The following is a 21,263-nucleotide window of genomic DNA, read 5'->3' as shown; positions in this document are numbered from 1 at the left end:
GCCGCCAATAACGCGCTGTAACCACCCGATGCGGTGGTGCAAACCATGGGGTTTGCAAGATTTTCTGGCTGCTCCCGTCGGAGGGGCCAAACAAGCAGGTGACCAAGCTGGGGAACGCTGATGGCTTACTCATATACTGAGAAAAAACGTATCCGCAAGGACTTTAGCAAGTTGCCGGACGTCATGGATGTCCCGTACCTTCTGGCTATCCAGCTGGATTCGTATCGTGAATTCTTGCAGGCGGGAGCGACCAAAGATCAGTTCCGCGACGTGGGCCTGCATGCGGCCTTCAAATCCGTTTTCCCGATCATCAGCTACTCCGGCAATGCTGCGCTGGAGTACGTCGGTTATCGCCTGGGCGAACCGGCATTTGATGTCAAAGAATGCGTGTTGCGCGGTGTTACGTACGCCGTACCTTTGCGGGTAAAAGTCCGTCTGATCATTTTCGACAAAGAATCGTCGAACAAAGCGATCAAGGACATCAAAGAGCAAGAAGTCTACATGGGTGAAATCCCATTGATGACTGAGAACGGTACCTTCGTAATCAATGGTACCGAGCGTGTGATCGTTTCCCAGCTGCACCGTTCCCCGGGCGTGTTCTTCGACCACGACCGCGGCAAGACGCACAGCTCCGGCAAGCTCCTGTACTCCGCGCGGATCATTCCGTACCGTGGTTCGTGGTTGGACTTCGAGTTCGACCCGAAAGACTGCGTGTTCGTGCGTATCGACCGTCGTCGCAAGCTGCCGGCCTCGGTACTGCTGCGCGCGCTCGGCTATACCACTGAGCAAGTGCTCGACGCCTTCTACACCACCAACGTATTCAGCCTGAAGGATGAAACCCTCAAGCTGGAGCTGATCGCTTCGCGTCTGCGTGGTGAAATTGCCGTCCTGGACATCCAGGATGAAAAAGGCAAGGTCATTGTTGAGGCTGGCCGTCGTATTACTGCGCGCCACATCAACCAGATCGAAAAAGCCGGTATCAAAGAGCTGGAAGTGCCTCTGGACTACGTCCTGGGTCGCACTACCGCCAAGGTTATCGTTCACCCGGCGACAGGCGAAATCCTGGCTGAGTGCAACACCGAGCTGAACACCGAGATCCTGGCCAAAATCGCCAAGGCTCAGGTCGTTCGCATCGAGACCCTTTATACCAACGACATCGACTGCGGTCCGTTCATCTCCGACACTCTGAAGATCGACTCCACCAGCAACCAATTGGAAGCGCTGGTCGAGATCTATCGCATGATGCGTCCAGGCGAGCCGCCAACCAAAGACGCTGCCGAGACCCTGTTCAACAACCTGTTCTTCAGCCCTGAGCGCTATGACCTGTCTGCGGTCGGCCGGATGAAGTTCAACCGTCGTATCGGTCGTACCGAAATCGAAGGTTCGGGCGTGCTGTGCAAGGAAGATATCGTCGCGGTACTGAAGACCCTGGTCGACATCCGTAACGGTAAAGGCATCGTCGATGACATCGACCACCTGGGTAACCGTCGTGTTCGCTGCGTAGGCGAAATGGCCGAGAACCAGTTCCGCGTTGGCCTGGTACGTGTTGAGCGTGCGGTCAAAGAGCGTCTGTCGATGGCTGAAAGCGAAGGCCTGATGCCGCAAGACCTGATCAACGCCAAGCCAGTGGCTGCGGCGGTGAAAGAGTTCTTCGGTTCCAGCCAACTGTCCCAGTTCATGGACCAGAACAACCCGCTCTCCGAGATCACCCACAAGCGCCGTGTTTCTGCACTGGGCCCGGGCGGTCTGACCCGTGAGCGTGCCGGCTTTGAAGTTCGTGACGTACACCCGACGCACTACGGTCGTGTTTGCCCGATCGAAACGCCGGAAGGTCCGAACATCGGTCTGATCAACTCCCTGGCCGCTTATGCGCGCACCAACCAGTATGGCTTCCTCGAGAGCCCGTACCGAGTGGTGAAAGACGCTCTGGTCACCGACGAGATCGTGTTCCTGTCCGCCATTGAAGAAGCTGATCACGTGATCGCTCAGGCTTCGGCCACGATGAACGACAAGAAAGTCCTGATCGACGAGCTGGTAGCGGTTCGTCACTTGAACGAGTTCACCGTCAAGGCGCCGGAAGACGTCACCTTGATGGACGTTTCGCCGAAGCAGGTAGTTTCGGTAGCGGCGTCGCTGATCCCGTTCCTGGAGCACGATGACGCCAACCGTGCGTTGATGGGTTCCAACATGCAGCGTCAAGCTGTACCGACCCTGCGCGCTGACAAGCCGCTGGTAGGTACCGGCATGGAGCGTAACGTAGCCCGTGACTCCGGCGTTTGCGTCGTGGCTCGCCGTGGCGGCGTAATTGACTCCGTTGATGCCAGCCGTATCGTGGTTCGTGTTGCCGATGACGAAGTTGAAACTGGCGAAGCCGGTGTCGACATCTACAACCTGACCAAATACACCCGTTCGAACCAGAACACCTGCATCAACCAGCGTCCGCTGGTGAGCAAGGGTGATCGCGTTCAGCGTAGCGATATCATGGCCGACGGCCCGTCCACCGACATGGGTGAACTGGCACTGGGTCAGAACATGCGCATCGCGTTCATGGCATGGAACGGCTTCAACTTCGAAGACTCCATCTGCCTGTCCGAGCGTGTCGTTCAAGAAGACCGCTTCACCACGATCCACATTCAGGAACTGACCTGTGTGGCCCGTGACACCAAGCTTGGCCCAGAGGAAATCACTGCAGACATCCCGAACGTGGGTGAAGCTGCACTGAACAAACTGGACGAAGCCGGTATCGTTTACGTAGGTGCTGAAGTAGGCGCAGGCGACATCCTGGTCGGCAAGGTCACTCCGAAAGGCGAGACCCAACTGACCCCGGAAGAAAAACTGCTGCGTGCCATCTTCGGTGAAAAAGCCAGCGACGTTAAAGACACATCCCTGCGTGTACCTACCGGTACCAAAGGTACTGTCATCGACGTACAGGTCTTCACCCGTGACGGCGTTGAGCGTGATGCTCGTGCACTGTCCATCGAGAAGACCCAGCTCGACGAGATCCGCAAGGACCTGAACGAAGAGTTCCGTATCGTTGAAGGCGCGACCTTCGAACGTCTGCGTTCTGCCCTGGTAGGCCACAAGGCTGAAGGCGGCGCAGGTCTGAAGAAAGGTCAGGACATCACCGACGAAATCCTCGACGGTCTTGAGCATGGCCAGTGGTTCAAGCTGCGCATGGCTGAAGATGCTCTGAACGAGCAGCTCGAGAAAGCCCAGGCCTACATCGTTGATCGCCGCCGTCTGCTGGACGACAAGTTCGAAGACAAGAAGCGCAAACTGCAGCAGGGCGATGACCTGGCTCCAGGCGTGCTGAAGATCGTCAAGGTTTACCTGGCAATCCGTCGCCGCATCCAGCCGGGCGACAAGATGGCCGGTCGTCACGGTAACAAAGGTGTGGTCTCCGTGATCATGCCGGTTGAAGACATGCCGCACGATGCCAATGGCACCCCGGTCGACGTCGTCCTCAACCCGTTGGGCGTACCTTCGCGTATGAACGTTGGTCAGATCCTTGAAACCCACCTTGGCCTCGCGGCCAAAGGTCTGGGCGAGAAGATCAACCGTATGATCGAAGAGCAGCGCAAGGTTGCAGACCTGCGTAAGTTCCTGCACGAGATCTACAACGAGATCGGCGGTCGCAACGAAGAGCTGGACACCTTCTCCGACCAGGAAATCCTGGATCTGGCGAAGAACCTGCGCGGCGGTGTTCCAATGGCTACCCCGGTGTTCGACGGTGCCAAGGAAAGCGAAATCAAGGCCATGCTCAAACTGGCGGACCTGCCAGAAAGCGGCCAGATGCAGCTGTTCGACGGCCGTACCGGCAACAAGTTCGAGCGTCCGGTTACTGTTGGCTACATGTACATGCTGAAGCTGAACCACTTGGTAGACGATAAGATGCACGCTCGTTCTACCGGTTCGTACAGCCTGGTTACCCAGCAGCCGCTGGGTGGTAAGGCTCAGTTCGGTGGTCAGCGTTTCGGGGAGATGGAGGTCTGGGCACTGGAAGCATACGGTGCTGCTTACACTCTGCAAGAAATGCTCACAGTGAAGTCGGACGATGTGAACGGTCGGACCAAGATGTACAAAAACATCGTGGACGGCGATCACCGTATGGAGCCGGGCATGCCCGAGTCCTTCAACGTGTTGATCAAAGAAATTCGTTCCCTCGGCATCGATATCGATCTGGAAACCGAATAACACGTGACGCGAATCGAGAGCGGGGCTGTTTAGCCCGCTCTCTGCTCCGCCAGGAGGAAAGGCCTTGAAAGACCTACTGAATTTGCTGAAAAACCAGGGTCAAGTCGAAGAGTTCGACGCCATCCGTATTGGGTTGGCATCGCCTGAGATGATCCGTTCGTGGTCGTTCGGTGAAGTTAAAAAGCCGGAAACCATCAACTACCGTACGTTCAAACCTGAGCGTGACGGCCTGTTCTGCGCCAAGATCTTTGGCCCGGTTAAGGATTACGAGTGCCTGTGCGGTAAGTACAAGCGCTTGAAGCACCGTGGTGTGATCTGCGAGAAGTGCGGCGTTGAAGTTGCACTGGCCAAGGTTCGTCGTGAGCGCATGGCGCACATCGAACTGGCTTCGCCGGTTGCCCACATCTGGTTCCTGAAATCGCTGCCGTCCCGTATCGGCTTGCTGATGGACATGACCCTGCGTGATATCGAACGTGTTCTCTACTTCGAGAGCTATGTCGTTATCGATCCAGGCATGACCACCCTTGAAAAAGGTCAACTGCTGAACGACGAGCAGTACTTCGAAGCGCTGGAAGAGTTCGGCGATGATTTCGATGCCCGCATGGGTGCCGAAGCTGTCCGCGAACTGCTGCACGCTATCGACCTGGAGCACGAGATTGGCCGTCTGCGTGAAGAGATTCCGCAAACCAACTCCGAAACCAAGATCAAGAAGCTGTCCAAGCGTCTGAAGTTGATGGAAGCCTTCCAGGGTTCCGGCAACTTGCCAGAGTGGATGGTGCTGACCGTTCTGCCGGTTCTGCCGCCAGACCTGCGTCCGCTGGTACCGTTGGATGGTGGTCGTTTCGCGACTTCCGACCTCAACGACCTGTACCGTCGCGTGATCAACCGTAACAACCGCTTGAAGCGCCTGCTTGATCTGTCCGCTCCGGACATCATCGTGCGCAACGAAAAGCGTATGTTGCAAGAAGCTGTCGATGCCCTGCTCGACAACGGTCGTCGTGGCCGCGCTATCACCGGTTCGAACAAGCGTCCTCTGAAATCCCTGGCTGACATGATCAAGGGTAAGCAAGGTCGTTTCCGTCAGAACTTGCTCGGTAAGCGTGTTGACTACTCCGGTCGTTCGGTAATTACCGTAGGCCCGACCCTGCGTCTGCACCAGTGCGGTCTGCCTAAGAAGATGGCACTTGAGCTGTTCAAGCCATTCATCTTCGGCAAGCTGGAAATGCGCGGTCTTGCGACCACCATCAAAGCCGCCAAGAAAATGGTCGAGCGCGAACTGCCAGAGGTTTGGGACGTTCTCGCCGAAGTGATCCGCGAACACCCGGTTCTCCTCAACCGTGCACCGACCCTTCACCGTCTGGGTATCCAAGCGTTTGAACCGGTACTGATCGAAGGTAAGGCTATCCAGCTGCACCCGTTGGTCTGTGCTGCGTACAACGCCGACTTTGACGGCGACCAAATGGCCGTGCACGTACCGCTGACACTGGAAGCCCAGTTGGAAGCGCGTGCGTTGATGATGTCGACCAACAACATTCTGTCGCCAGCCAACGGTGAGCCAATCATCGTTCCGTCGCAGGACGTTGTATTGGGTCTGTACTACATGACGCGTGAAGCGATCAACGCCAAGGGCGAAGGTCGTGTGTTCGCTGACCTGCAAGAAGTTGACCGTGTGTTCCGTGCCGGCGAAGCCGCACTGCACGCCAAGGTCAAAGTGCGGATCAACGAAACCGTCAACGATCGTGATGGCGGCAGCGTGAGCAACACTCGTATTGTCGACACCACTGTCGGCCGTGCGTTGTTGTACCAGGTTGTGCCAAAAGGTCTGTCGTACGACGTCGTCAACCTGCCGATGAAGAAGAAGGCGATCTCCAAGCTGATCAACCAGTGCTACCGCGTGGTTGGTTTGAAAGAGACCGTGATCTTCGCTGACCAGTTGATGTACACCGGTTTTGCCTATTCGACCATTTCTGGCGTTTCCATCGGTGTTAACGACTTCGTTATCCCGGATGAAAAAGCCCGCATCATCAGTGCTGCCACTGATGAAGTGAAAGAGATCGAAAGCCAGTACGCCTCCGGCCTGGTAACCCAGGGCGAGAAGTACAACAAGGTAATCGACCTTTGGTCCAAGGCGAACGACGAAGTTTCCAAGGCGATGATGGCCAACCTCTCGAAAGAGAAAGTCATCGACCGTCACGGCGACGAAGTTGACCAAGAGTCCTTCAACTCGATGTACATGATGGCCGACTCGGGCGCACGGGGTTCTGCTGCGCAGATCCGTCAGCTCGCCGGTATGCGTGGCCTGATGGCCAAGCCGGACGGTTCCATCATCGAAACGCCGATCACTGCGAACTTCCGTGAAGGTTTGAGCGTACTTCAGTACTTCATCTCGACTCACGGTGCTCGTAAGGGTCTTGCGGATACCGCGTTGAAAACTGCTAACTCCGGTTACCTGACTCGCCGTCTGGTAGACGTTGCACAAGATCTGGTTGTAACCGAGATCGATTGCGGCACAGAGCATGGCCTGCTGATGACGCCGCACATTGAAGGCGGTGACGTTGTAGAGCCGTTGGGTGAGCGCGTATTGGGTCGTGTTATTGCCCGTGATGTATTCAAGCCAGGTACCGAGGAAGTTATCGTTCCTGCCGGCACCCTGGTTGATGAGAAGTGGGTCGAGTTCATCGAACTCAACAGCATCGACGAAGTGATCGTTCGCTCGCCGATCAGCTGCGAAACCCGCTACGGCATCTGCGCCAAATGCTACGGCCGTGACTTGGCTCGTGGTCACCAGGTGAATATCGGTGAAGCGGTCGGCGTTATCGCTGCCCAGTCCATCGGTGAGCCCGGTACCCAGCTGACCATGCGTACATTCCACATCGGTGGTGCGGCAAGCCGGACCTCCGCAGCCGACAGCGTTCAGGTGAAGAATGGCGGTACTGTCCGTCTGCACAACCTGAAACATGTTGAGCGAGTGGATGGCCACCTGGTTGCTGTGTCCCGTTCCGGTGAGCTGGCAATCGCTGATGACTACGGTCGTGAGCGTGAGCGTTACAAGCTGCCGTACGGTGCTGTGATTTCGGTTAAAGAAGGTGACAAGGTCGACGCTGGCGCAATCGTGGCCAAGTGGGATCCGCACACTCACCCAATCGTTACCGAAATGAAAGGTACCGTGACCTACGTGGGCATGGAAGAAGGCATCACGATCAAGCGTCAGACTGACGAATTGACCGGTATGACCAACATTGAAGTACTCGACGCGAAAGATCGTCCAGCTGCCGGCAAGGACATCCGTCCTGCCGTGAAGATGGTCGATGACAACGGCAAGGATCTGTTGCTGCCAGGCACTGACGTAATCGCTCAGTACTTCCTGCCAGCCAACGCCCTGGTCGGTGTAGCGGATGGTGCGAAGATCGCCATCGGTGATGTTATCGCGCGTATCCCGCAAGAAACTTCGAAAACCCGTGACATCACCGGTGGTCTGCCGCGTGTTGCCGACTTGTTCGAAGCGCGTCGTCCGAAAGAAGCGTCGATTCTGGCTGAAGTCAGCGGCACCATCGCGTTCGGTAAGGAAACCAAGGGCAAGCGCCGTCTGGTCATTACCCCGAACGACGGTAGCGATCCGTATGAAGAGCTGATTCCGAAGTGGCGTCACCTGAACGTCTTCGAAGGCGAACAGGTAAACCGCGGCGAAGTTATCTCTGACGGTCCAAGCGATCCACATGACATCCTGCGTCTGCTGGGTGTAAGTGCGCTGGCCAAGTACATCGTTAACGAGATCCAGGACGTTTACCGCCTGCAAGGCGTGAAGATCAACGATAAGCACATCGAGACCATCCTGCGTCAGATGCTGCGTAAAGTTGAAATCGCTGAATCCGGCGATTCCAGTTTCATCAAGGGCGACCAGATGGAACTGACTCACGTACTGGTGGAAAACGAGCGCTTGGCGACCGAAGACAAATTCGTGTCCAAGTTCACTCGCGTGCTGTTGGGTATCACCAAGGCGTCGTTGTCGACTGAATCGTTCATCTCGGCGGCCTCTTTCCAGGAGACCACCCGCGTACTGACCGAAGCAGCGGTAACCGGCAAGCGCGATTACCTGCGCGGCCTGAAAGAAAACGTAGTTGTGGGTCGTTTGATCCCAGCCGGTACCGGTTTGGCTTACCACAGCGAGCGTAAGCGCCGCCGTGATGCTGACAAGCCGTTGCGCGTAAGCGCCAGTGAAGTGGAAGCTGCACTGACCGAAGCGCTGAACTCCAGCGGTAACTGAGTTCTGCGATAAATAAGTCCGGGCCCTGGCAGCCCCCATTCGTCGGATCGAGGCAGTTTTGTCCCGGTTCGATGAGAGGGGAGGTCGGGGCCTTGCCTTGACTGGGGACAAGATCCTCTTTAGACTCTTGTACCCCTAAATTTGGCGGGAATTCGTTCCTGCCATTTTGCTTTTCTTGCAAGACAATAGCGTCGCAAGACAACAGTGGAGCTAGTAGATGGCAACTATCAACCAGCTGGTACGTCAGCCGCGTAAGCGTATCGTCGAGAAATCCGACGTGCCTGCGCTGCAGAACTGCCCGCAACGTCGTGGCGTATGCACTCGCGTGTATACCACTACGCCGAAAAAACCTAACTCGGCACTGCGTAAAGTATGCCGTGTGCGCCTGACCAACGGTTTCGAGGTTTCCTCGTACATCGGTGGTGAAGGTCACAACCTGCAAGAGCACAGCGTGGTACTGATCCGCGGCGGTCGTGTAAAAGACTTGCCAGGTGTTCGTTACCACACCGTACGCGGCTCCTTGGATACTTCCGGCGTTAAAGGTCGTAACCAGGGTCGTTCGAAGTACGGTACCAAGAAGCCTAAGTAGTAGCGGCTTTTTGTAACACTGAATCATCTTATTTTCTGAGTCGATAAGAGTAAGGTCGGAGGCGTCCCGAAAGGGCACCGATTCCGAGCGAACCTGAAGACCGTTTGAGGGCTTATCCATGCCAAGAAGACGCGTAGCAGCCAAGCGCGAAGTGCTTGACGATCCAAAATACGGAAGCCAAATCCTGGCCAAGTTCATGAACCACGTGATGGAAAGCGGCAAGAAAGCCGTTGCCGAGCGTATCGTTTATGGCGCGCTGGAGAAGGTTAAAGAACGCAAGAACAGCGATCCCCTGGAAATCTTCGAGAAAGCTCTCGACGCCATCGCTCCGCTGGTCGAAGTGAAGTCGCGCCGTGTAGGCGGTGCTACTTACCAGGTTCCGGTCGAAGTTCGCCCGTCCCGTCGTAACGCTCTGGCAATGCGCTGGTTGGTAGACTTCGCCCGTAAGCGCGGCGAGAAGTCTATGGCTCTGCGTTTGGCCGGCGAGCTGTTGGACGCTGCTGAAGGTAAAGGTGCTGCTGTTAAGAAGCGTGAAGACGTGCACCGTATGGCTGAAGCTAACAAAGCTTTCTCGCACTACCGCTTCTAATCTTAGCTTCACTAATTTTGCGAGGGCTTTATGGCTCGTACTACTCCGATTAGCCGCTACCGTAACATCGGTATCGTTGCTCACGTGGATGCTGGTAAAACCACCACCACCGAGCGCGTACTGTTTTACACCGGCAAAAGTCACAAAATGGGCGAGGTGCATGATGGCGCCGCGACCACAGACTGGATGGTTCAGGAGCAGGAGCGTGGTATTACCATTACTTCTGCTGCTATTACCGCCTTCTGGAAAGGTTCCGAGAAGCAGTACAAAGACGAGCATCGCTTCAACGTAATCGATACCCCGGGTCACGTAGACTTCACCATTGAAGTTGAGCGTTCCCTGCGCGTACTCGACGGCGCTGTCGTTGTGTTCTGCGGTACTTCGGGTGTTGAGCCTCAGTCGGAAACCGTATGGCGCCAAGCCAACAAGTACGGCGTTCCACGTCTTGTTTATGTAAACAAGATGGACCGTGCTGGTGCCAATTTCCTGCGCGTGATCGGTCAGATCAAGCAGCGTCTGGGTCACACCCCGGTGCCAATCCAATTGGCTATCGGTTCCGAAGACAACTTCCAGGGTCAGATTGATCTGATCAACATGGAAGCTGTTTACTGGAATGATTCCGACAAAGGTATGGTTCCTGTTCGCAAGCCTATCCCTGCAGAGTTGCAGGAACTGGCTGACGAGTGGCGCAACAACATGGTTGAGGCTGCGGCCGAAGCCAGCGAAGAGCTGATGAACAAGTACCTCGAAGGTGAAGAGCTCACCAACGTGGAAATCAAGGCTGCTCTGCGTCAGCGTACTATCGCTGGTGAGATCGTCCTGGCTGTTTGCGGTTCTTCCTTCAAGAACAAGGGTGTTCCCCTGGTTCTCGACGCCGTTATCGACTACCTGCCGGCTCCAACCGACATTCCTGCTATCAAGGGTACCAACCCTGATAACGAGGAAGAAGAAATGGAGCGTCACGCCGATGACAGCGAGCCGTTCTCGGCTCTGGCGTTCAAGATCGCTACCGACCCATTCGTGGGTACTTTGACCTTCGTCCGCGTTTATTCGGGCGTGTTGGCCTCCGGCGACGGCGTGATCAACTCGGTTAAAGGCAAGAAAGAGCGCGTGGGTCGTATGGTGCAAATGCACGCAAACGCCCGTGAAGAGATCAAGGAAGTGCGCGCTGGTGACATCGCGGCCCTGATCGGCATGAAGGACGTCACCACGGGTGAGACTTTGTGCGACGCTGCCAAGCCAATCATCCTGGTTCGCATGGACTTCCCGGAGCCGGTTATTTCGGTTGCCGTAGAGCCTAAGACCAAGGATGACCAGGAAAAAATGGGTATCGCTCTGGGCAAGCTTGCTCAGGAAGATCCATCTTTCCGCGTCAAAACTGATGAAGAGACTGGTCAAACGATCATCTCCGGCATGGGCGAGCTTCACCTGGACATCCTGGTTGACCGGATGCGCCGTGAGTTCAACGTCGAAGCCAACATCGGTAAGCCTCAGGTTTCCTATCGTGAGCGCATCACGAAAAACTGTGAAATCGAAGGCAAGTTCGTTCGTCAGTCCGGCGGTCGTGGTCAGTTCGGTCACTGCTGGATCCGTTTTGCTCCTGCTGACGAAGGTCAGGAAGGTCTGCAATTCGTGAACGAAGTAGTAGGTGGTGTGGTTCCTAAGGAATACATCCCTGCTATCCAGAAGGGTATCGAAGAGCAGATGAAGAACGGTGTTGTTGCCGGCTATCCGCTGATCGGCCTGAAAGCAACCGTTTTTGACGGTTCTTACCACGACGTCGACTCCAACGAGATGGCGTTTAAGGTGGCTGCTTCCATGGCAACCAAGCAACTGGCCCAGAAGGGCGGTGGTGAGTTGCTTGAGCCAATCATGGCGGTAGAAGTTGTTACACCTGAAGACTATATGGGTGATGTCATGGGCGACCTTAACCGTCGTCGCGGCATGATCTTGGGTATGGAAGACACGGTTTCCGGCAAAGTGATTCGCGCCGAGGTTCCGTTGGGTGAGATGTTCGGTTATGCGACCGACGTTCGCTCCATGTCCCAGGGTCGCGCAAGCTACTCTATGGAATTCAAAAAATACAACACAGCTCCGGCGCACATCGCTGAAACTGTATCCAAAAAACAAGGCTGATTCAGTCCTTTAGGCAAGGAGTTAATTGTCGTGGCTAAAGAAAAATTTGATCGTTCCCTACCGCACGTCAACGTTGGCACCATCGGTCACGTTGACCACGGTAAAACCACTCTGACTGCTGCTCTGACTCGCGTTTGCTCCGAAGTTTTCGGTTCCGCAATCGTTGATTTCGATAAAATCGACAGCGCGCCAGAAGAAAAAGCTCGTGGTATCACCATCAACACCGCGCACGTTGAATACAACTCGCTGATCCGTCACTACGCTCACGTTGACTGCCCAGGTCACGCTGACTATGTGAAGAACATGATCACCGGTGCTGCTCAAATGGACGGCGCTATCCTGGTTTGCTCGGCCGCTGATGGTCCGATGCCACAAACCCGTGAGCACATCCTGTTGTCCCGCCAGGTAGGCGTTCCGTACATCGTGGTTTACCTGAACAAGGCTGACCTGGTAGACGACGCTGAGCTGCTGGAACTGGTTGAGATGGAAGTGCGCGATCTGCTGAGCACTTACGACTTCCCAGGTGACGACACTCCGATCATCATCGGTTCTGCTCGTATGGCTCTGGAAGGCAAAGACGACAACGAAATGGGCACCACGTCCGTTCGTAAGCTGGTTGAGACTCTGGACAGCTACATCCCAGATCCAGTCCGTGTTATCGACAAGCCGTTCCTGATGCCAATCGAAGACGTATTCTCGATTTCCGGTCGCGGTACTGTTGTAACTGGTCGTATCGAGCGCGGTATCGTCAAGGTTCAAGATCCACTGGAAATCGTTGGTCTGCGTGACACTACCGTCACCACCTGCACCGGTGTTGAAATGTTCCGTAAGCTGCTCGACGAAGGTCGTGCTGGCGAGAACTGCGGCGTTCTGCTGCGTGGTACCAAGCGTGACGACGTTGAGCGTGGCCAGGTTCTGGTTAAGCCAGGTTCGGTTAAGCCGCACACCAAGTTCGAAGCTGAAGTGTACGTGCTGAGCAAAGAAGAAGGCGGTCGTCACACTCCGTTCTTCAAAGGCTACCGTCCACAGTTCTACTTCCGTACTACTGACGTGACTGGTAACTGCGAACTGCCGGAAGGCGTAGAAATGGTAATGCCAGGCGACAACATCAAAATGGTTGTCACCCTGATCAAAACCATCGCTATGGAAGACGGTCTGCGTTTCGCAATCCGTGAAGGCGGCCGTACCGTTGGTGCTGGCGTCGTAGCTAAAATCATCGAGTAATTATCTCTTCTGAGATAGCTCTGATGTTTTGAAAAGGCCCCCGCTCAGCGGGGGCCTTTTTTATTGGGTTGACACCTATCAGGGCCGTCTATAGAATTGCGCCTCCTTTTAACGGGCGTATTGCGCTCGCTGGGAATAGCAGCCGGAGTCTGAAATCCAATGCAAAATCAGCAAATCCGTATCAGGTTGAAGGCTTTTGACCATCGCCTGATCGACCAATCCACCCAGGAAATCGTGGAAACCGCGAAACGTACTGGTGCACAAGTGCGTGGTCCAATTCCACTGCCTACCCGTAAAGAGCGGTTCACCGTTCTGGTCTCCCCGCACGTCAACAAAGACGCGCGTGACCAGTACGAGATCCGTACTCATAAGCGCGTACTGGACATTGTCCAGCCAACGGATAAAACCGTTGATGCACTTATGAAGCTCGATCTGGCGGCCGGTGTGGAAGTACAGATCAGCCTCGGCTAAGACTCGGGTCTTAGTCGTGTAACGCTCTGAAATGGGCGGCCATAGCGGGTGAAAGCCCCGTACACTCATGAGGTTTACAACATGACTATTGGTGTAGTCGGTCGTAAATGCGGTATGACCCGTATTTTCACCGAAGAAGGTGTCTCCATTCCGGTCACGGTCATTGAGATCGAGCCGAATCGCGTCACCCAGTTCAAAACTGAAGAAACCGATGGCTATCGTGCAGTGCAAGTCACTGTCGGCGAGCGTCGTGCTTCGCGTGTGACTGCTGCTCAAGCAGGCCACTTCGCTAAAGCAAACGTTGCAGCTGGTCGCACTGTTATGGAGTTCCGTCTTGAAGACGGTGACTACCAGGCTGGCGATCTGATCAACGCTGAAATCTTCGCTGCTGGTCAACTGGTTGATGTAACCGGTCAGTCCAAAGGTAAAGGCTTCCAGGGTACGATCAAGCGTTGGAATTTCCGTGGCCAAGACAACACTCACGGTAACTCCGTTTCCCACCGCGTCCCGGGCTCTATTGGCCAGTGCCAGACTCCTGGTCGTGTATTCAAGGGCAAAAAAATGTCCGGTCATATGGGCGCTGAGCGCGTGACCGTGCAGTCCCTCGAAGTAGTGCGCGTCGACGCTGAACGCAATCTGTTGTTGGTCAAGGGTGCTGTTCCTGGCGCTACTGGCGGCAACCTGGTTGTACGTCCAGCGGCCAAGGCTCGCGGTTAAGGGGAAGCTGACATGCAATTAAATGTAAATGACGCTCAAGCGATCGAAGTTTCCGAACTGACATTTGGCGGCGAATTCAACGAGACGCTGGTTCACCAAGCAGTCGTGGCCTACATGGCCGGCGGCCGTCAAGGTAGCAAGCAGCAAAAGACCCGTTCCGACGTACGTGGTGGCGGTAAGCGCCCTTGGCGTCAGAAAGGTACTGGCCGTGCTCGTGCCGGTACTATCCGTAGTCCAATCTGGCGTGGCGGCGGTACCACTTTCGCAGCTCGTCCGCAGGATCACTCGCAGAAGCTCAACAAGAAGATGTACCGCGCAGCTCTGCGCTCCATCCTTGCTGAACTCGTGCGTACTGACCGTCTGGTCGTGGTTCAGGACTTCGCTGTTGAAAGCCCGAAAACCAAAGATCTGCTGGGCAAACTGAACAACATGAGCCTGACCGACGTTTTGATCGTGTCGGAAGCTGTTGATCAGAACCTGTACCTGGCTGCTCGCAACCTGCCACACGTTGATGTACGTGACGTGCAAGGTTCCGATCCAGTTAGTCTGATCGCATACGACAAGGTGTTGATCACCGTGTCGGCCGTGAAGAAATTCGAGGAGCTGCTGGGATGAACCAGGAACGCGTATTTAAAGTTCTGCTTGGCCCGCACGTTTCCGAAAAGGCTACGGTTCTGGCTGACAAGAAAGGCCAGTTCGTTTTCAAGGTTGCAACTGACGCAACCAAGCTGGAAATCAAGAAGGCCGTCGAAAGCCTGTTCAGCGTGAAAGTAGAGCGTGTTACTACCCTGAATGTTCTGGGTAAGAGCAAGCGCACTGCTCGCGGTCTGGGCAAGCGTAATGACTGGAAGAAGGCAGTTATCTCCCTTCAGCCAGGCCAAGATCTCGATTTCAGCAGCAGTGCTGAGTAAGGAAGGGGTGCATCATGGCAATCGTTAAATGCAAACCGACTTCCCCTGGCCGCCGTTTTGTGGTCAAGGTGGTCAACCAGGAGCTGCATAAAGGCGCTCCTCACGCACCGCTGCTCGAGAAAAAATCGAAGTCTGGTGGTCGTAACAACAATGGTCGTATTACCACTCGTCACATCGGTGGTGGCCATAAGCAGCATTATCGTCTGGTCGACTTCCGTCGCAACGACAAAGATGGCATCGCTGCCACTGTCGAGCGTATCGAATACGATCCAAACCGTACTGCTCACATCGCTCTGCTGCTGTACGCAGATGGCGAGCGTCGCTACATCATTGCCCCTAAAGGCGTGAGCGCTGGCGACCAGCTGATCGCAGGTGCCCTGGCACCGATCAAGCCGGGCAACGCTCTGCAACTGCGCAACATTCCAGTTGGTAGCACCGTACACGGCATCGAATTGAAGCCAGGTAAAGGCGCGCAAATCGCTCGTTCCGCTGGTGCTTCGGCTCAGCTGATCGCTCGTGAAGGTGTCTACGTGACCCTGCGTCTGCGTTCTGGTGAGATGCGTAAAGTGCTGGCTGAATGCCGCGCGACCCTGGGCGAAGTCTCGAACTCCGAGCACAGCCTGCGTTCGCTGGGTAAAGCTGGTGCCAAACGCTGGCGTGGCGTTCGCCCAACCGTTCGTGGTGTTGCCATGAACCCGGTTGACCACCCACACGGTGGTGGTGAAGGTCGTACCTCTGGTGGTCGTCATCCGGTATCGCCATGGGGCTTCCCGACTAAGGGCGCGAAGACTCGTGGTAATAAGCGTACCGACAAAATGATCGTCCGTCGTCGCAAGTAAATAGAGGGATACGACAGTGCCACGTTCTCTGAAAAAAGGTCCTTTTATTGATCTTCACCTACTGAAGAAGATCGAAGTGGCGGCGGAAAAGAACGATCGCAAACCAGTTAAGACCTGGTCGCGTCGTTCGATGATCCTGCCACAAATGGTCGGTCTGACCATCGCTGTACACAACGGTCGCTTGCACGTCCCAGTTCTCGTGAACGAAGACATGGTCGGCCACAAACTAGGCGAGTTTGCCGGTACCCGCACTTATCGTGGGCACGTGGCAGACAAGAAAGCCAAGCGTTAAGGGGTAAGGAAATGGAAGTAGCCGCTAAGTTGTCGGGCGCTCGAATCTCCGCCCAGAAAGCCCGCTTGGTCGCCGACCAGATCCGCGGGAAGAAGGTGGGCGAAGCGCTCAACCTGTTGGCTTTCAGCAGTAAGAAAGCCGCCGAGATCATGAAGAAAGTGCTGGAGTCGGCCGTAGCCAACGCCGAGCATAACGAAGGCGCAGACGTTGATGACCTGAAGGTCAGCACCGTTTTCGTCAACGAAGGGCGTTCGCTGAAGCGCATCATGCCACGTGCCAAAGGCCGTGCTGATCGCATCGTCAAGCGGTCTTGCCATATCACTGTCAAGGTTGCTGACAAGTAACGGAGTCGAAGAGATGGGTCAGAAAGTACATCCCATTGGCATTCGCCTGGGAATCGTCAAGGAGCACACCTCCGTCTGGTACGCAGACGGTCGGACTTATGCGGACTACTTGTTCGCTGATCTGAAGGTGCGTGAGTATCTCCAAGACAAACTAAAAAGCGCGTCCGTAAGCCGTATCGATATCCATCGTCCGGCGCAAACTGCACGTATCACCATCCACACCGCTCGTCCAGGTATTGTTATCGGGAAGAAAGGTGAAGATGTTGAGAAACTGCGTCAGGACCTGACCAAGCAAATGGGTGTGCCTGTGCACATCAATATCGAAGAGATCCGCAAGCCGGAGCTCGACGGTATGCTGGTTGCGCAGAGCGTAGCTCAGCAGCTGGAGCGTCGCGTAATGTTCCGTCGCGCTATGAAGCGCGCTGTACAGAACGCCATGCGCATTGGTGCCAAAGGCATCAAAATCCAAGTGAGCGGTCGTCTCGGCGGTGCTGAAATCGCACGTACTGAATGGTATCGCGAAGGTCGTGTGCCACTGCACACCCTGCGTGCCGACATCGACTATGCCAACTACGAAGCTCACACCACTTACGGTGTGATCGGTGTAAAGGTTTGGATCTTCAAAGGCGAAGTAATTGGTGGTCGCCAAGAAGAACTGAAACCACAAGCACCAGCGCCTCGTAAAAAAGCTGCTAAGTAAGGGGTACGCCAAATGTTGCAACCTAAGCGTACGAAGTTCCGCAAGCAGATGACAGGCCACAACCGTGGTCTGGCTCAGCGCGGTAGCAAAGTCAGCTTCGGCGAGTTCGCGCTGAAGTCTGTAGCTCGTGGTCGTCTCACCGCTCGTCAGATCGAGTCAGCGCGTCGTGCACTGACCCGTCACGTGAAACGTGGCGGCAAGATCTGGATCCGTGTATTCCCGGACAAGCCGATCTCCAAAAAACCTCTCGAGGTTCGGATGGGTAAAGGTAAGGGTAACGTGGAATACTGGGTAGCCCAGATTCAGCCAGGCAAAGTCCTGTATGAAATCGAGGGTGTTTCTGAAGAGCTGGCGCGTGAGGCTTTCGCCCTGGCTGCTGCAAAGCTGCCGCTCGCCACCTCCTTTGTTAAACGGACGGTGATGTGATGAAAGCGAATGAACTTCGTGAAAAATCCGCACAGCAGCTGAACGAGCAACTGCTCGGCCTGCTGCGCGACCAGTTCAATCTGCGTATGCAGAAAGCAACTGGCCAGTTGGGGCAGTCTCATCTGCTCTCGCAAGTTAAGCGTGACATCGCTCGCGTGAAGACTGTGCTCAACCAGCAGGCAGGTAAGTGATCATGGCTGAAGCCGAAAAGACTGTCCGTACGCTGACTGGCCGTGTTGTCAGCGACAAGATGGACAAAACCATCACCGTTCTGATCGAGCGTCGCGTTAAGCACCCGATCTACGGTAAATATGTTAAGCGTTCGACTAAGCTGCACGCGCACGACGAAACCAATCAGTGCCACATCGGCGACAAAGTCACTATTCGTGAAACTCGTCCGCTGGCCAAGACCAAGTCTTGGGCACTGGTTGATGTTCTCGAACGCGCTGTGGAAGTCTAAGGACTAGGGGTCGGAGAAATTATATGATTCAGACTCAATCCATGCTCGATGTGGCCGATAACAGCGGCGCTCGCCGTGTTATGTGCATCAAGGTGCTGGGTGGCTCCCATCGTCGTTACGCTGGTATCGGTGACATCATCAAAGTTACCGTGAAGGAAGCAATTCCTCGCGGTAAAGTGAAAAAAGGCCAAGTGATGACTGCTGTTGTAGTCCGCACTCGCCACGGCGTACGTCGTGCTGATGGCTCCATTATCCGCTTTGATGGCAACGCTGCTGTTCTTCTGAACAACAAGCAAGAGCCGATCGGCACCCGTATCTTTGGGCCAGTGACCCGTGAGCTTCGTACTGAGAAGTTCATGAAGATCGTCTCGCTCGCCCCAGAAGTGCTGTAAGGAGATCCGACATGCAAAAGATTCGTCGTGACGACGAGATCATCGTGATCGCCGGCAAAGACAAAGGTAAGCGCGGTAAGGTGCTTAAGGTTCTCGCTAATAACCGTCTGGTTATCGGTGGTCTGAACCTGGTCAAGCGTCATACCAAGCCTAACCCGATGTCGGGCGTGCAGGGCGGTATCGTCGAGAAAGAAGCTCCGCTGGACGCTTCTAACGTCGCCATCTTCAACGGCGAAACCAACAAGGCTGACCGCGTTGGTTTCAAAGTAGAAGACGGTAAGAAAATTCGTGTCTTCAAGTCGACCCAAAAAGCGGTTGATGCTTGAACACTGCTAGGTAGATTAGACCATGGCACGACTACAAGAGATTTACCGGAAGGAAATCGCCCCTAAGCTTAAGGAAGAACTTAAGCTTGGGAACGTGATGGAAGTTCCGCGCGTTACCAAAATCACCCTGAACATGGGTCTGGGCGAAGCGATCGGTGACAAAAAAGTCATCGAGCACGCTGTTGCTGACCTGGAAAAGATCACCGGCCAGAAAGTCGTTGTGACCTACGCTCGGAAATCCATCGCTGGCTTTAAAGTCCGTGAAGGTTGGCCGATCGGCGTCAAAGTGACCCTGCGCCGTGAGCGTATGTATGAGTTCCTGGATCGTCTGCTGTCGATCTCCCTGCCTCGGGTTCGCGACTTCCGCGGCCTGAACGCCAAGTCCTTCGATGGTCGTGGTAACTACAGCATGGGCGTGAAAGAGCAGATCATCTTCCCGGAAATCGACTACGACAAGATCGATGCTCTCCGCGGTCTGGACATCACCCTGACCACCACTGCTAAGAACGATGATGAAGGTCGCGCCCTGTTGCGTGCTTTCAAATTCCCGTTCCGCAACTGATTGGAGTAGGACCATGGCCAAGATGAGCATGAAAAACCGCGAGCTGAAGCGTCAGCTCACGGTTGCCAAGTACGCCAAGAAGCGTGCAGCACTGAAAGCAATCATCGTTGATCTGAACGCAAGTCCAGAAGCGCGTTGGGAAGCGACAGTTGCCCTGCAGAAGCAGCCACGTGACGCAAGCGCCTCGCGCATGCGTAACCGCTGCCGCCTGACCGGTCGTCCACACGGCGTTTACCGCAAGTTCGGCCTCGGCCGTAACAAACTGCGTGAAGCGGCAATGCGTGGTGACGTACCAGGTCTGGTTAAAGCCAGCTGGTAAGTACTTTCGAAGTCCAGGTGGTTCGAATCGCAAGATAACGACCACCGGTGACCTTGAATCTGGAACAAGCCCCTTTTGGGGCTTGTTTCATTTCTGGAGTGTGTCTAAAATACGCGGCTCGCCTGAGCCCGTGTGTTTTACCCGGAGATTCTCGGCGACATATGTAGCCGCAAGGCTAATTTTTTTGTATTAGGAGCGTCTAGCCCATGAGTATGCAGGACCCGTTAGCGGACATGCTAACTCGTATCCGTAATGCCCAGATGGCTGAAAAGTCCGTCGTAAGCATGCCATCTTCCAAGTTGAAGGTAGCTGTTGCCAAAGTCCTGAAAGACGAAGGCTACATTGCGGGTTATCAGATCAGCAGCGATGTAAAAGCACTGCTGTCCATCGAGCTGAAGTACTTCGAAGGCCGTTCGGTCATCGAGGAAGTGAAGCGCGTTAGCCGTCCAGGCCTGCGTCAGTACAAGTCCGCTGAAGATCTGCCGAAAGTTCGTGGCGGTCTGGGCGTGTCTATCGTCTCCACCAACAAAGGTGTGATGACGGATCGTGCTGCGCGCGCTGCCGGTGTCGGCGGCGAAGTTCTTTGCACTGTGTTCTAAGGGGGGATAAGCATGTCTCGCGTCGCTAAGAACCCCGTTAAGCTGCCAGCCGGTGTCGAAGTCAAATTCGCAGGCCAACAGCTTTCGGTGAAGGGTGCCAAGGGTACTCTTGAACTGAACATCCATTCGTCCGTTGAGATCGTTGAAGAAGCTGGTGAGCTGCGTTTCGCTGCTCGCAATGGCGATCAACAAACTCGCGCAATGGCCGGTACCACGCGTGCGTTGGTAAACAACATGGTCCAAGGCGTAAGCCAAGGCTTCGAGCGTAAGCTCCAGCTGGTCGGTGTTGGTTACAAAGCGCAAGCAAAAGGCACGGTTTTGAACCTGGCCCTTGGCTTCTCGCACCCTGTGGATTACGAACTGCCAGCGGGCATCACTGCTGAGACTCCTAGCCAGACCGATATCCTGATCAAGGGCATCGACAAGCAGCTGGTAGGTCAAGTGGCCGCTGAGATCCGCGACTTCCGTCCACCAGAGCCGTACAAAGGCAAAGGTGTGCGCTACGCGGACGAAGTCGTCCGTCGTAAAGAAGCCAAGAAGAAGTAGGGCATAGCAAATGACCGACAAAAAAGTTACTCGACTGCGTCGCGCTCGCAAAGCACGCCTGAAAATGCACGAACTCGAAGTCGTGCGTCTCTGCGTGTTCCGCTCGTCGCAGCACATCTACGCCCAGGTCATCTCGGCCGACGGCAACAAAGTCCTGGCAAGCGCCTCGACTTTGGATAAAGAACTGCGTGATGGTGCCACCGGCAACATCGACGCGGCCACAAAGGTTGGCCAGCTGGTCGCTACGCGTGCTAAGGCCGCTGGCGTCTCGCAAGTGGCTTTCGACCGCTCTGGCTTCAAGTACCACGGTCGCGTGAAAGCGCTGGCTGATGCTGCTCGTGAAGCTGGGCTGGAGTTCTAAGT

Annotated in this window: 24 protein-coding genes; all 24 read left to right on the top strand. The window is 55.2% G+C overall.

Annotated elements, in window-relative coordinates; genetic code table 11:
* Window positions 1-120: 120 nt before the first annotated feature.
* The 24 genes from rpoB to rplR all read left to right on the top strand — a co-directional run bounded on the left by rpoB (window position 121) and on the right by rplR (window position 21,261).
* The gene (gene rpoB, locus M2497_RS28465; protein ID WP_019819139.1) at window positions 121-4,194 is read left to right on the top strand and encodes a DNA-directed RNA polymerase subunit beta; all 4,074 of its coding nucleotides are present in this window, start codon (window positions 121-123) and stop codon (window positions 4,192-4,194) included.
* A gap of 64 nt (window positions 4,195-4,258) precedes the next feature.
* Window positions 4,259-8,458 carry a DNA-directed RNA polymerase subunit beta' gene (gene rpoC, locus M2497_RS28460; RefSeq protein ID WP_058424562.1) on the top strand — a complete coding sequence of 1,400 codons (4,200 nt, stop codon included), beginning with the start codon at window positions 4,259-4,261 and terminating at the stop codon, window positions 8,456-8,458.
* Between the two features lie 217 nt (window positions 8,459-8,675).
* Window positions 8,676-9,047 (top strand): 30S ribosomal protein S12, encoded by a 372-nt coding sequence (gene rpsL, locus M2497_RS28455; protein ID WP_002555494.1) that lies wholly within the window; start codon window positions 8,676-8,678, stop codon window positions 9,045-9,047.
* Between the two features lie 118 nt (window positions 9,048-9,165).
* Window positions 9,166-9,636, top strand: a complete 471-nt coding sequence (gene rpsG / locus M2497_RS28450; RefSeq protein WP_002555493.1) for a 30S ribosomal protein S7 — start codon at window positions 9,166-9,168, stop codon at window positions 9,634-9,636.
* Window positions 9,637-9,666: 30 nt separating this feature from the next.
* A complete protein-coding gene (fusA, locus tag M2497_RS28445) occupies window positions 9,667-11,772 on the top strand; it encodes an elongation factor G (RefSeq protein WP_010206921.1) in 2,106 nt (701 codons plus the stop codon).
* 30 nt (window positions 11,773-11,802) lie between these two features.
* Complete coding sequence (tuf, locus tag M2497_RS28440) at window positions 11,803-12,996, top strand: elongation factor Tu (RefSeq protein WP_003176426.1); 1,194 nt, start codon at window positions 11,803-11,805, stop codon at window positions 12,994-12,996.
* Between the two features lie 159 nt (window positions 12,997-13,155).
* On the top strand, window positions 13,156-13,467 hold the full coding sequence (gene rpsJ, locus M2497_RS28435; RefSeq protein WP_003186070.1) for a 30S ribosomal protein S10: 312 nt from the start codon (window positions 13,156-13,158) through the stop codon (window positions 13,465-13,467).
* A gap of 81 nt (window positions 13,468-13,548) precedes the next feature.
* A complete protein-coding gene (gene rplC / locus M2497_RS28430; protein WP_003194649.1) occupies window positions 13,549-14,184 on the top strand; it encodes a 50S ribosomal protein L3 in 636 nt (211 codons plus the stop codon).
* Between the two features lie 12 nt (window positions 14,185-14,196).
* Window positions 14,197-14,799 carry a 50S ribosomal protein L4 gene (gene rplD / locus M2497_RS28425; protein WP_003176424.1) on the top strand — a complete coding sequence of 201 codons (603 nt, stop codon included), beginning with the start codon at window positions 14,197-14,199 and terminating at the stop codon, window positions 14,797-14,799.
* Complete coding sequence (rplW, locus tag M2497_RS28420; protein WP_002555488.1) at window positions 14,796-15,095, top strand: 50S ribosomal protein L23; 300 nt, start codon at window positions 14,796-14,798, stop codon at window positions 15,093-15,095. The genes rplD and rplW overlap by 4 nt, the downstream gene beginning before the upstream one ends.
* A 14-nt stretch (window positions 15,096-15,109) precedes the next feature.
* The gene (gene rplB, locus M2497_RS28415) at window positions 15,110-15,934 is read left to right on the top strand and encodes a 50S ribosomal protein L2 (protein ID WP_003186055.1); all 825 of its coding nucleotides are present in this window, start codon (window positions 15,110-15,112) and stop codon (window positions 15,932-15,934) included.
* 16 nt (window positions 15,935-15,950) lie between these two features.
* The gene (rpsS, locus tag M2497_RS28410; RefSeq protein WP_003232420.1) at window positions 15,951-16,226 is read left to right on the top strand and encodes a 30S ribosomal protein S19; all 276 of its coding nucleotides are present in this window, start codon (window positions 15,951-15,953) and stop codon (window positions 16,224-16,226) included.
* Between the two features lie 11 nt (window positions 16,227-16,237).
* Window positions 16,238-16,570 (top strand): 50S ribosomal protein L22, encoded by a 333-nt coding sequence (rplV, locus tag M2497_RS28405; protein ID WP_003103908.1) that lies wholly within the window; start codon window positions 16,238-16,240, stop codon window positions 16,568-16,570.
* 13 nt (window positions 16,571-16,583) lie between these two features.
* The gene (gene rpsC / locus M2497_RS28400; RefSeq protein WP_003176422.1) at window positions 16,584-17,270 is read left to right on the top strand and encodes a 30S ribosomal protein S3; all 687 of its coding nucleotides are present in this window, start codon (window positions 16,584-16,586) and stop codon (window positions 17,268-17,270) included.
* 12 nt (window positions 17,271-17,282) lie between these two features.
* Window positions 17,283-17,696, top strand: coding sequence for a 50S ribosomal protein L16 (rplP, locus tag M2497_RS28395; protein WP_003176421.1), 414 nt, complete (start codon window positions 17,283-17,285; stop codon window positions 17,694-17,696).
* Complete coding sequence (gene rpmC, locus M2497_RS28390; protein ID WP_002555481.1) at window positions 17,696-17,887, top strand: 50S ribosomal protein L29; 192 nt, start codon at window positions 17,696-17,698, stop codon at window positions 17,885-17,887. The genes rplP and rpmC overlap by 1 nt, the downstream gene beginning before the upstream one ends.
* A 2-nt stretch (window positions 17,888-17,889) precedes the next feature.
* On the top strand, window positions 17,890-18,156 hold the full coding sequence (gene rpsQ / locus M2497_RS28385; protein WP_003176419.1) for a 30S ribosomal protein S17: 267 nt from the start codon (window positions 17,890-17,892) through the stop codon (window positions 18,154-18,156).
* 23 nt (window positions 18,157-18,179) lie between these two features.
* Window positions 18,180-18,548 carry a 50S ribosomal protein L14 gene (rplN, locus tag M2497_RS28380; protein ID WP_002555479.1) on the top strand — a complete coding sequence of 123 codons (369 nt, stop codon included), beginning with the start codon at window positions 18,180-18,182 and terminating at the stop codon, window positions 18,546-18,548.
* An 11-nt stretch (window positions 18,549-18,559) separates the two neighbouring features.
* Window positions 18,560-18,874 carry a 50S ribosomal protein L24 gene (rplX, locus tag M2497_RS28375; protein ID WP_003176416.1) on the top strand — a complete coding sequence of 105 codons (315 nt, stop codon included), beginning with the start codon at window positions 18,560-18,562 and terminating at the stop codon, window positions 18,872-18,874.
* 22 nt (window positions 18,875-18,896) lie between these two features.
* Window positions 18,897-19,436, top strand: coding sequence for a 50S ribosomal protein L5 (gene rplE / locus M2497_RS28370; RefSeq protein WP_003194642.1), 540 nt, complete (start codon window positions 18,897-18,899; stop codon window positions 19,434-19,436).
* 13 nt (window positions 19,437-19,449) lie between these two features.
* On the top strand, window positions 19,450-19,755 hold the full coding sequence (gene rpsN / locus M2497_RS28365; protein ID WP_003176414.1) for a 30S ribosomal protein S14: 306 nt from the start codon (window positions 19,450-19,452) through the stop codon (window positions 19,753-19,755).
* A 206-nt stretch (window positions 19,756-19,961) separates the two neighbouring features.
* Window positions 19,962-20,354: a 30S ribosomal protein S8 gene (rpsH, locus tag M2497_RS28360; protein ID WP_010206883.1), complete on the top strand. Its 393-nt coding sequence runs from the start codon at window positions 19,962-19,964 to the stop codon at window positions 20,352-20,354.
* A 12-nt stretch (window positions 20,355-20,366) separates the two neighbouring features.
* Window positions 20,367-20,900, top strand: a complete 534-nt coding sequence (gene rplF, locus M2497_RS28355; protein WP_003194640.1) for a 50S ribosomal protein L6 — start codon at window positions 20,367-20,369, stop codon at window positions 20,898-20,900.
* A 10-nt stretch (window positions 20,901-20,910) separates the two neighbouring features.
* Complete coding sequence (gene rplR, locus M2497_RS28350) at window positions 20,911-21,261, top strand: 50S ribosomal protein L18 (protein WP_003186037.1); 351 nt, start codon at window positions 20,911-20,913, stop codon at window positions 21,259-21,261.
* The last annotated feature ends 2 nt before the right edge of the window (window positions 21,262-21,263 follow it).

The organism is Pseudomonas sp. CYM-20-01 (assembly GCF_023169845.1).
Lineage (GTDB): Bacteria > Pseudomonadota > Gammaproteobacteria > Pseudomonadales > Pseudomonadaceae > Aquipseudomonas > Aquipseudomonas azotoformans.
This window is presented reverse-complemented; position numbering and strand designations above follow the sequence as displayed.

Bases quoted from the DNA above. Each gene is read 5' to 3' on its own strand.
- rpoB (WP_019819139.1), top strand. From the start codon at position 121: ATGGCTTACTCATATACTGAGAAAAAACGTATCCGCAAGGACTTTAGC.
- rpsL (WP_002555494.1), top strand. From the start codon at position 8,676: ATGGCAACTATCAACCAGCTGGTACGTCAGCCGCGTAAGCGTATCGTC.
- rpsG (WP_002555493.1), top strand. From the start codon at position 9,166: ATGCCAAGAAGACGCGTAGCAGCCAAGCGCGAAGTGCTTGACGATCCA.
- fusA (WP_010206921.1), top strand. From the start codon at position 9,667: ATGGCTCGTACTACTCCGATTAGCCGCTACCGTAACATCGGTATCGTT.
- rpsJ (WP_003186070.1), top strand. From the start codon at position 13,156: ATGCAAAATCAGCAAATCCGTATCAGGTTGAAGGCTTTTGACCATCGC.
- rplC (WP_003194649.1), top strand. From the start codon at position 13,549: ATGACTATTGGTGTAGTCGGTCGTAAATGCGGTATGACCCGTATTTTC.
- rplD (WP_003176424.1), top strand. From the start codon at position 14,197: ATGCAATTAAATGTAAATGACGCTCAAGCGATCGAAGTTTCCGAACTG.
- rplW (WP_002555488.1), top strand. From the start codon at position 14,796: ATGAACCAGGAACGCGTATTTAAAGTTCTGCTTGGCCCGCACGTTTCC.
- rplB (WP_003186055.1), top strand. From the start codon at position 15,110: ATGGCAATCGTTAAATGCAAACCGACTTCCCCTGGCCGCCGTTTTGTG.
- rplV (WP_003103908.1), top strand. From the start codon at position 16,238: ATGGAAGTAGCCGCTAAGTTGTCGGGCGCTCGAATCTCCGCCCAGAAA.
- rpsC (WP_003176422.1), top strand. From the start codon at position 16,584: ATGGGTCAGAAAGTACATCCCATTGGCATTCGCCTGGGAATCGTCAAG.
- rplP (WP_003176421.1), top strand. From the start codon at position 17,283: ATGTTGCAACCTAAGCGTACGAAGTTCCGCAAGCAGATGACAGGCCAC.
- rpmC (WP_002555481.1), top strand. From the start codon at position 17,696: ATGAAAGCGAATGAACTTCGTGAAAAATCCGCACAGCAGCTGAACGAG.
- rpsQ (WP_003176419.1), top strand. From the start codon at position 17,890: ATGGCTGAAGCCGAAAAGACTGTCCGTACGCTGACTGGCCGTGTTGTC.
- rplN (WP_002555479.1), top strand. From the start codon at position 18,180: ATGATTCAGACTCAATCCATGCTCGATGTGGCCGATAACAGCGGCGCT.
- rplX (WP_003176416.1), top strand. From the start codon at position 18,560: ATGCAAAAGATTCGTCGTGACGACGAGATCATCGTGATCGCCGGCAAA.
- rplE (WP_003194642.1), top strand. From the start codon at position 18,897: ATGGCACGACTACAAGAGATTTACCGGAAGGAAATCGCCCCTAAGCTT.
- rpsN (WP_003176414.1), top strand. From the start codon at position 19,450: ATGGCCAAGATGAGCATGAAAAACCGCGAGCTGAAGCGTCAGCTCACG.
- rpsH (WP_010206883.1), top strand. From the start codon at position 19,962: ATGAGTATGCAGGACCCGTTAGCGGACATGCTAACTCGTATCCGTAAT.
- rplF (WP_003194640.1), top strand. From the start codon at position 20,367: ATGTCTCGCGTCGCTAAGAACCCCGTTAAGCTGCCAGCCGGTGTCGAA.
- rplR (WP_003186037.1), top strand. From the start codon at position 20,911: ATGACCGACAAAAAAGTTACTCGACTGCGTCGCGCTCGCAAAGCACGC.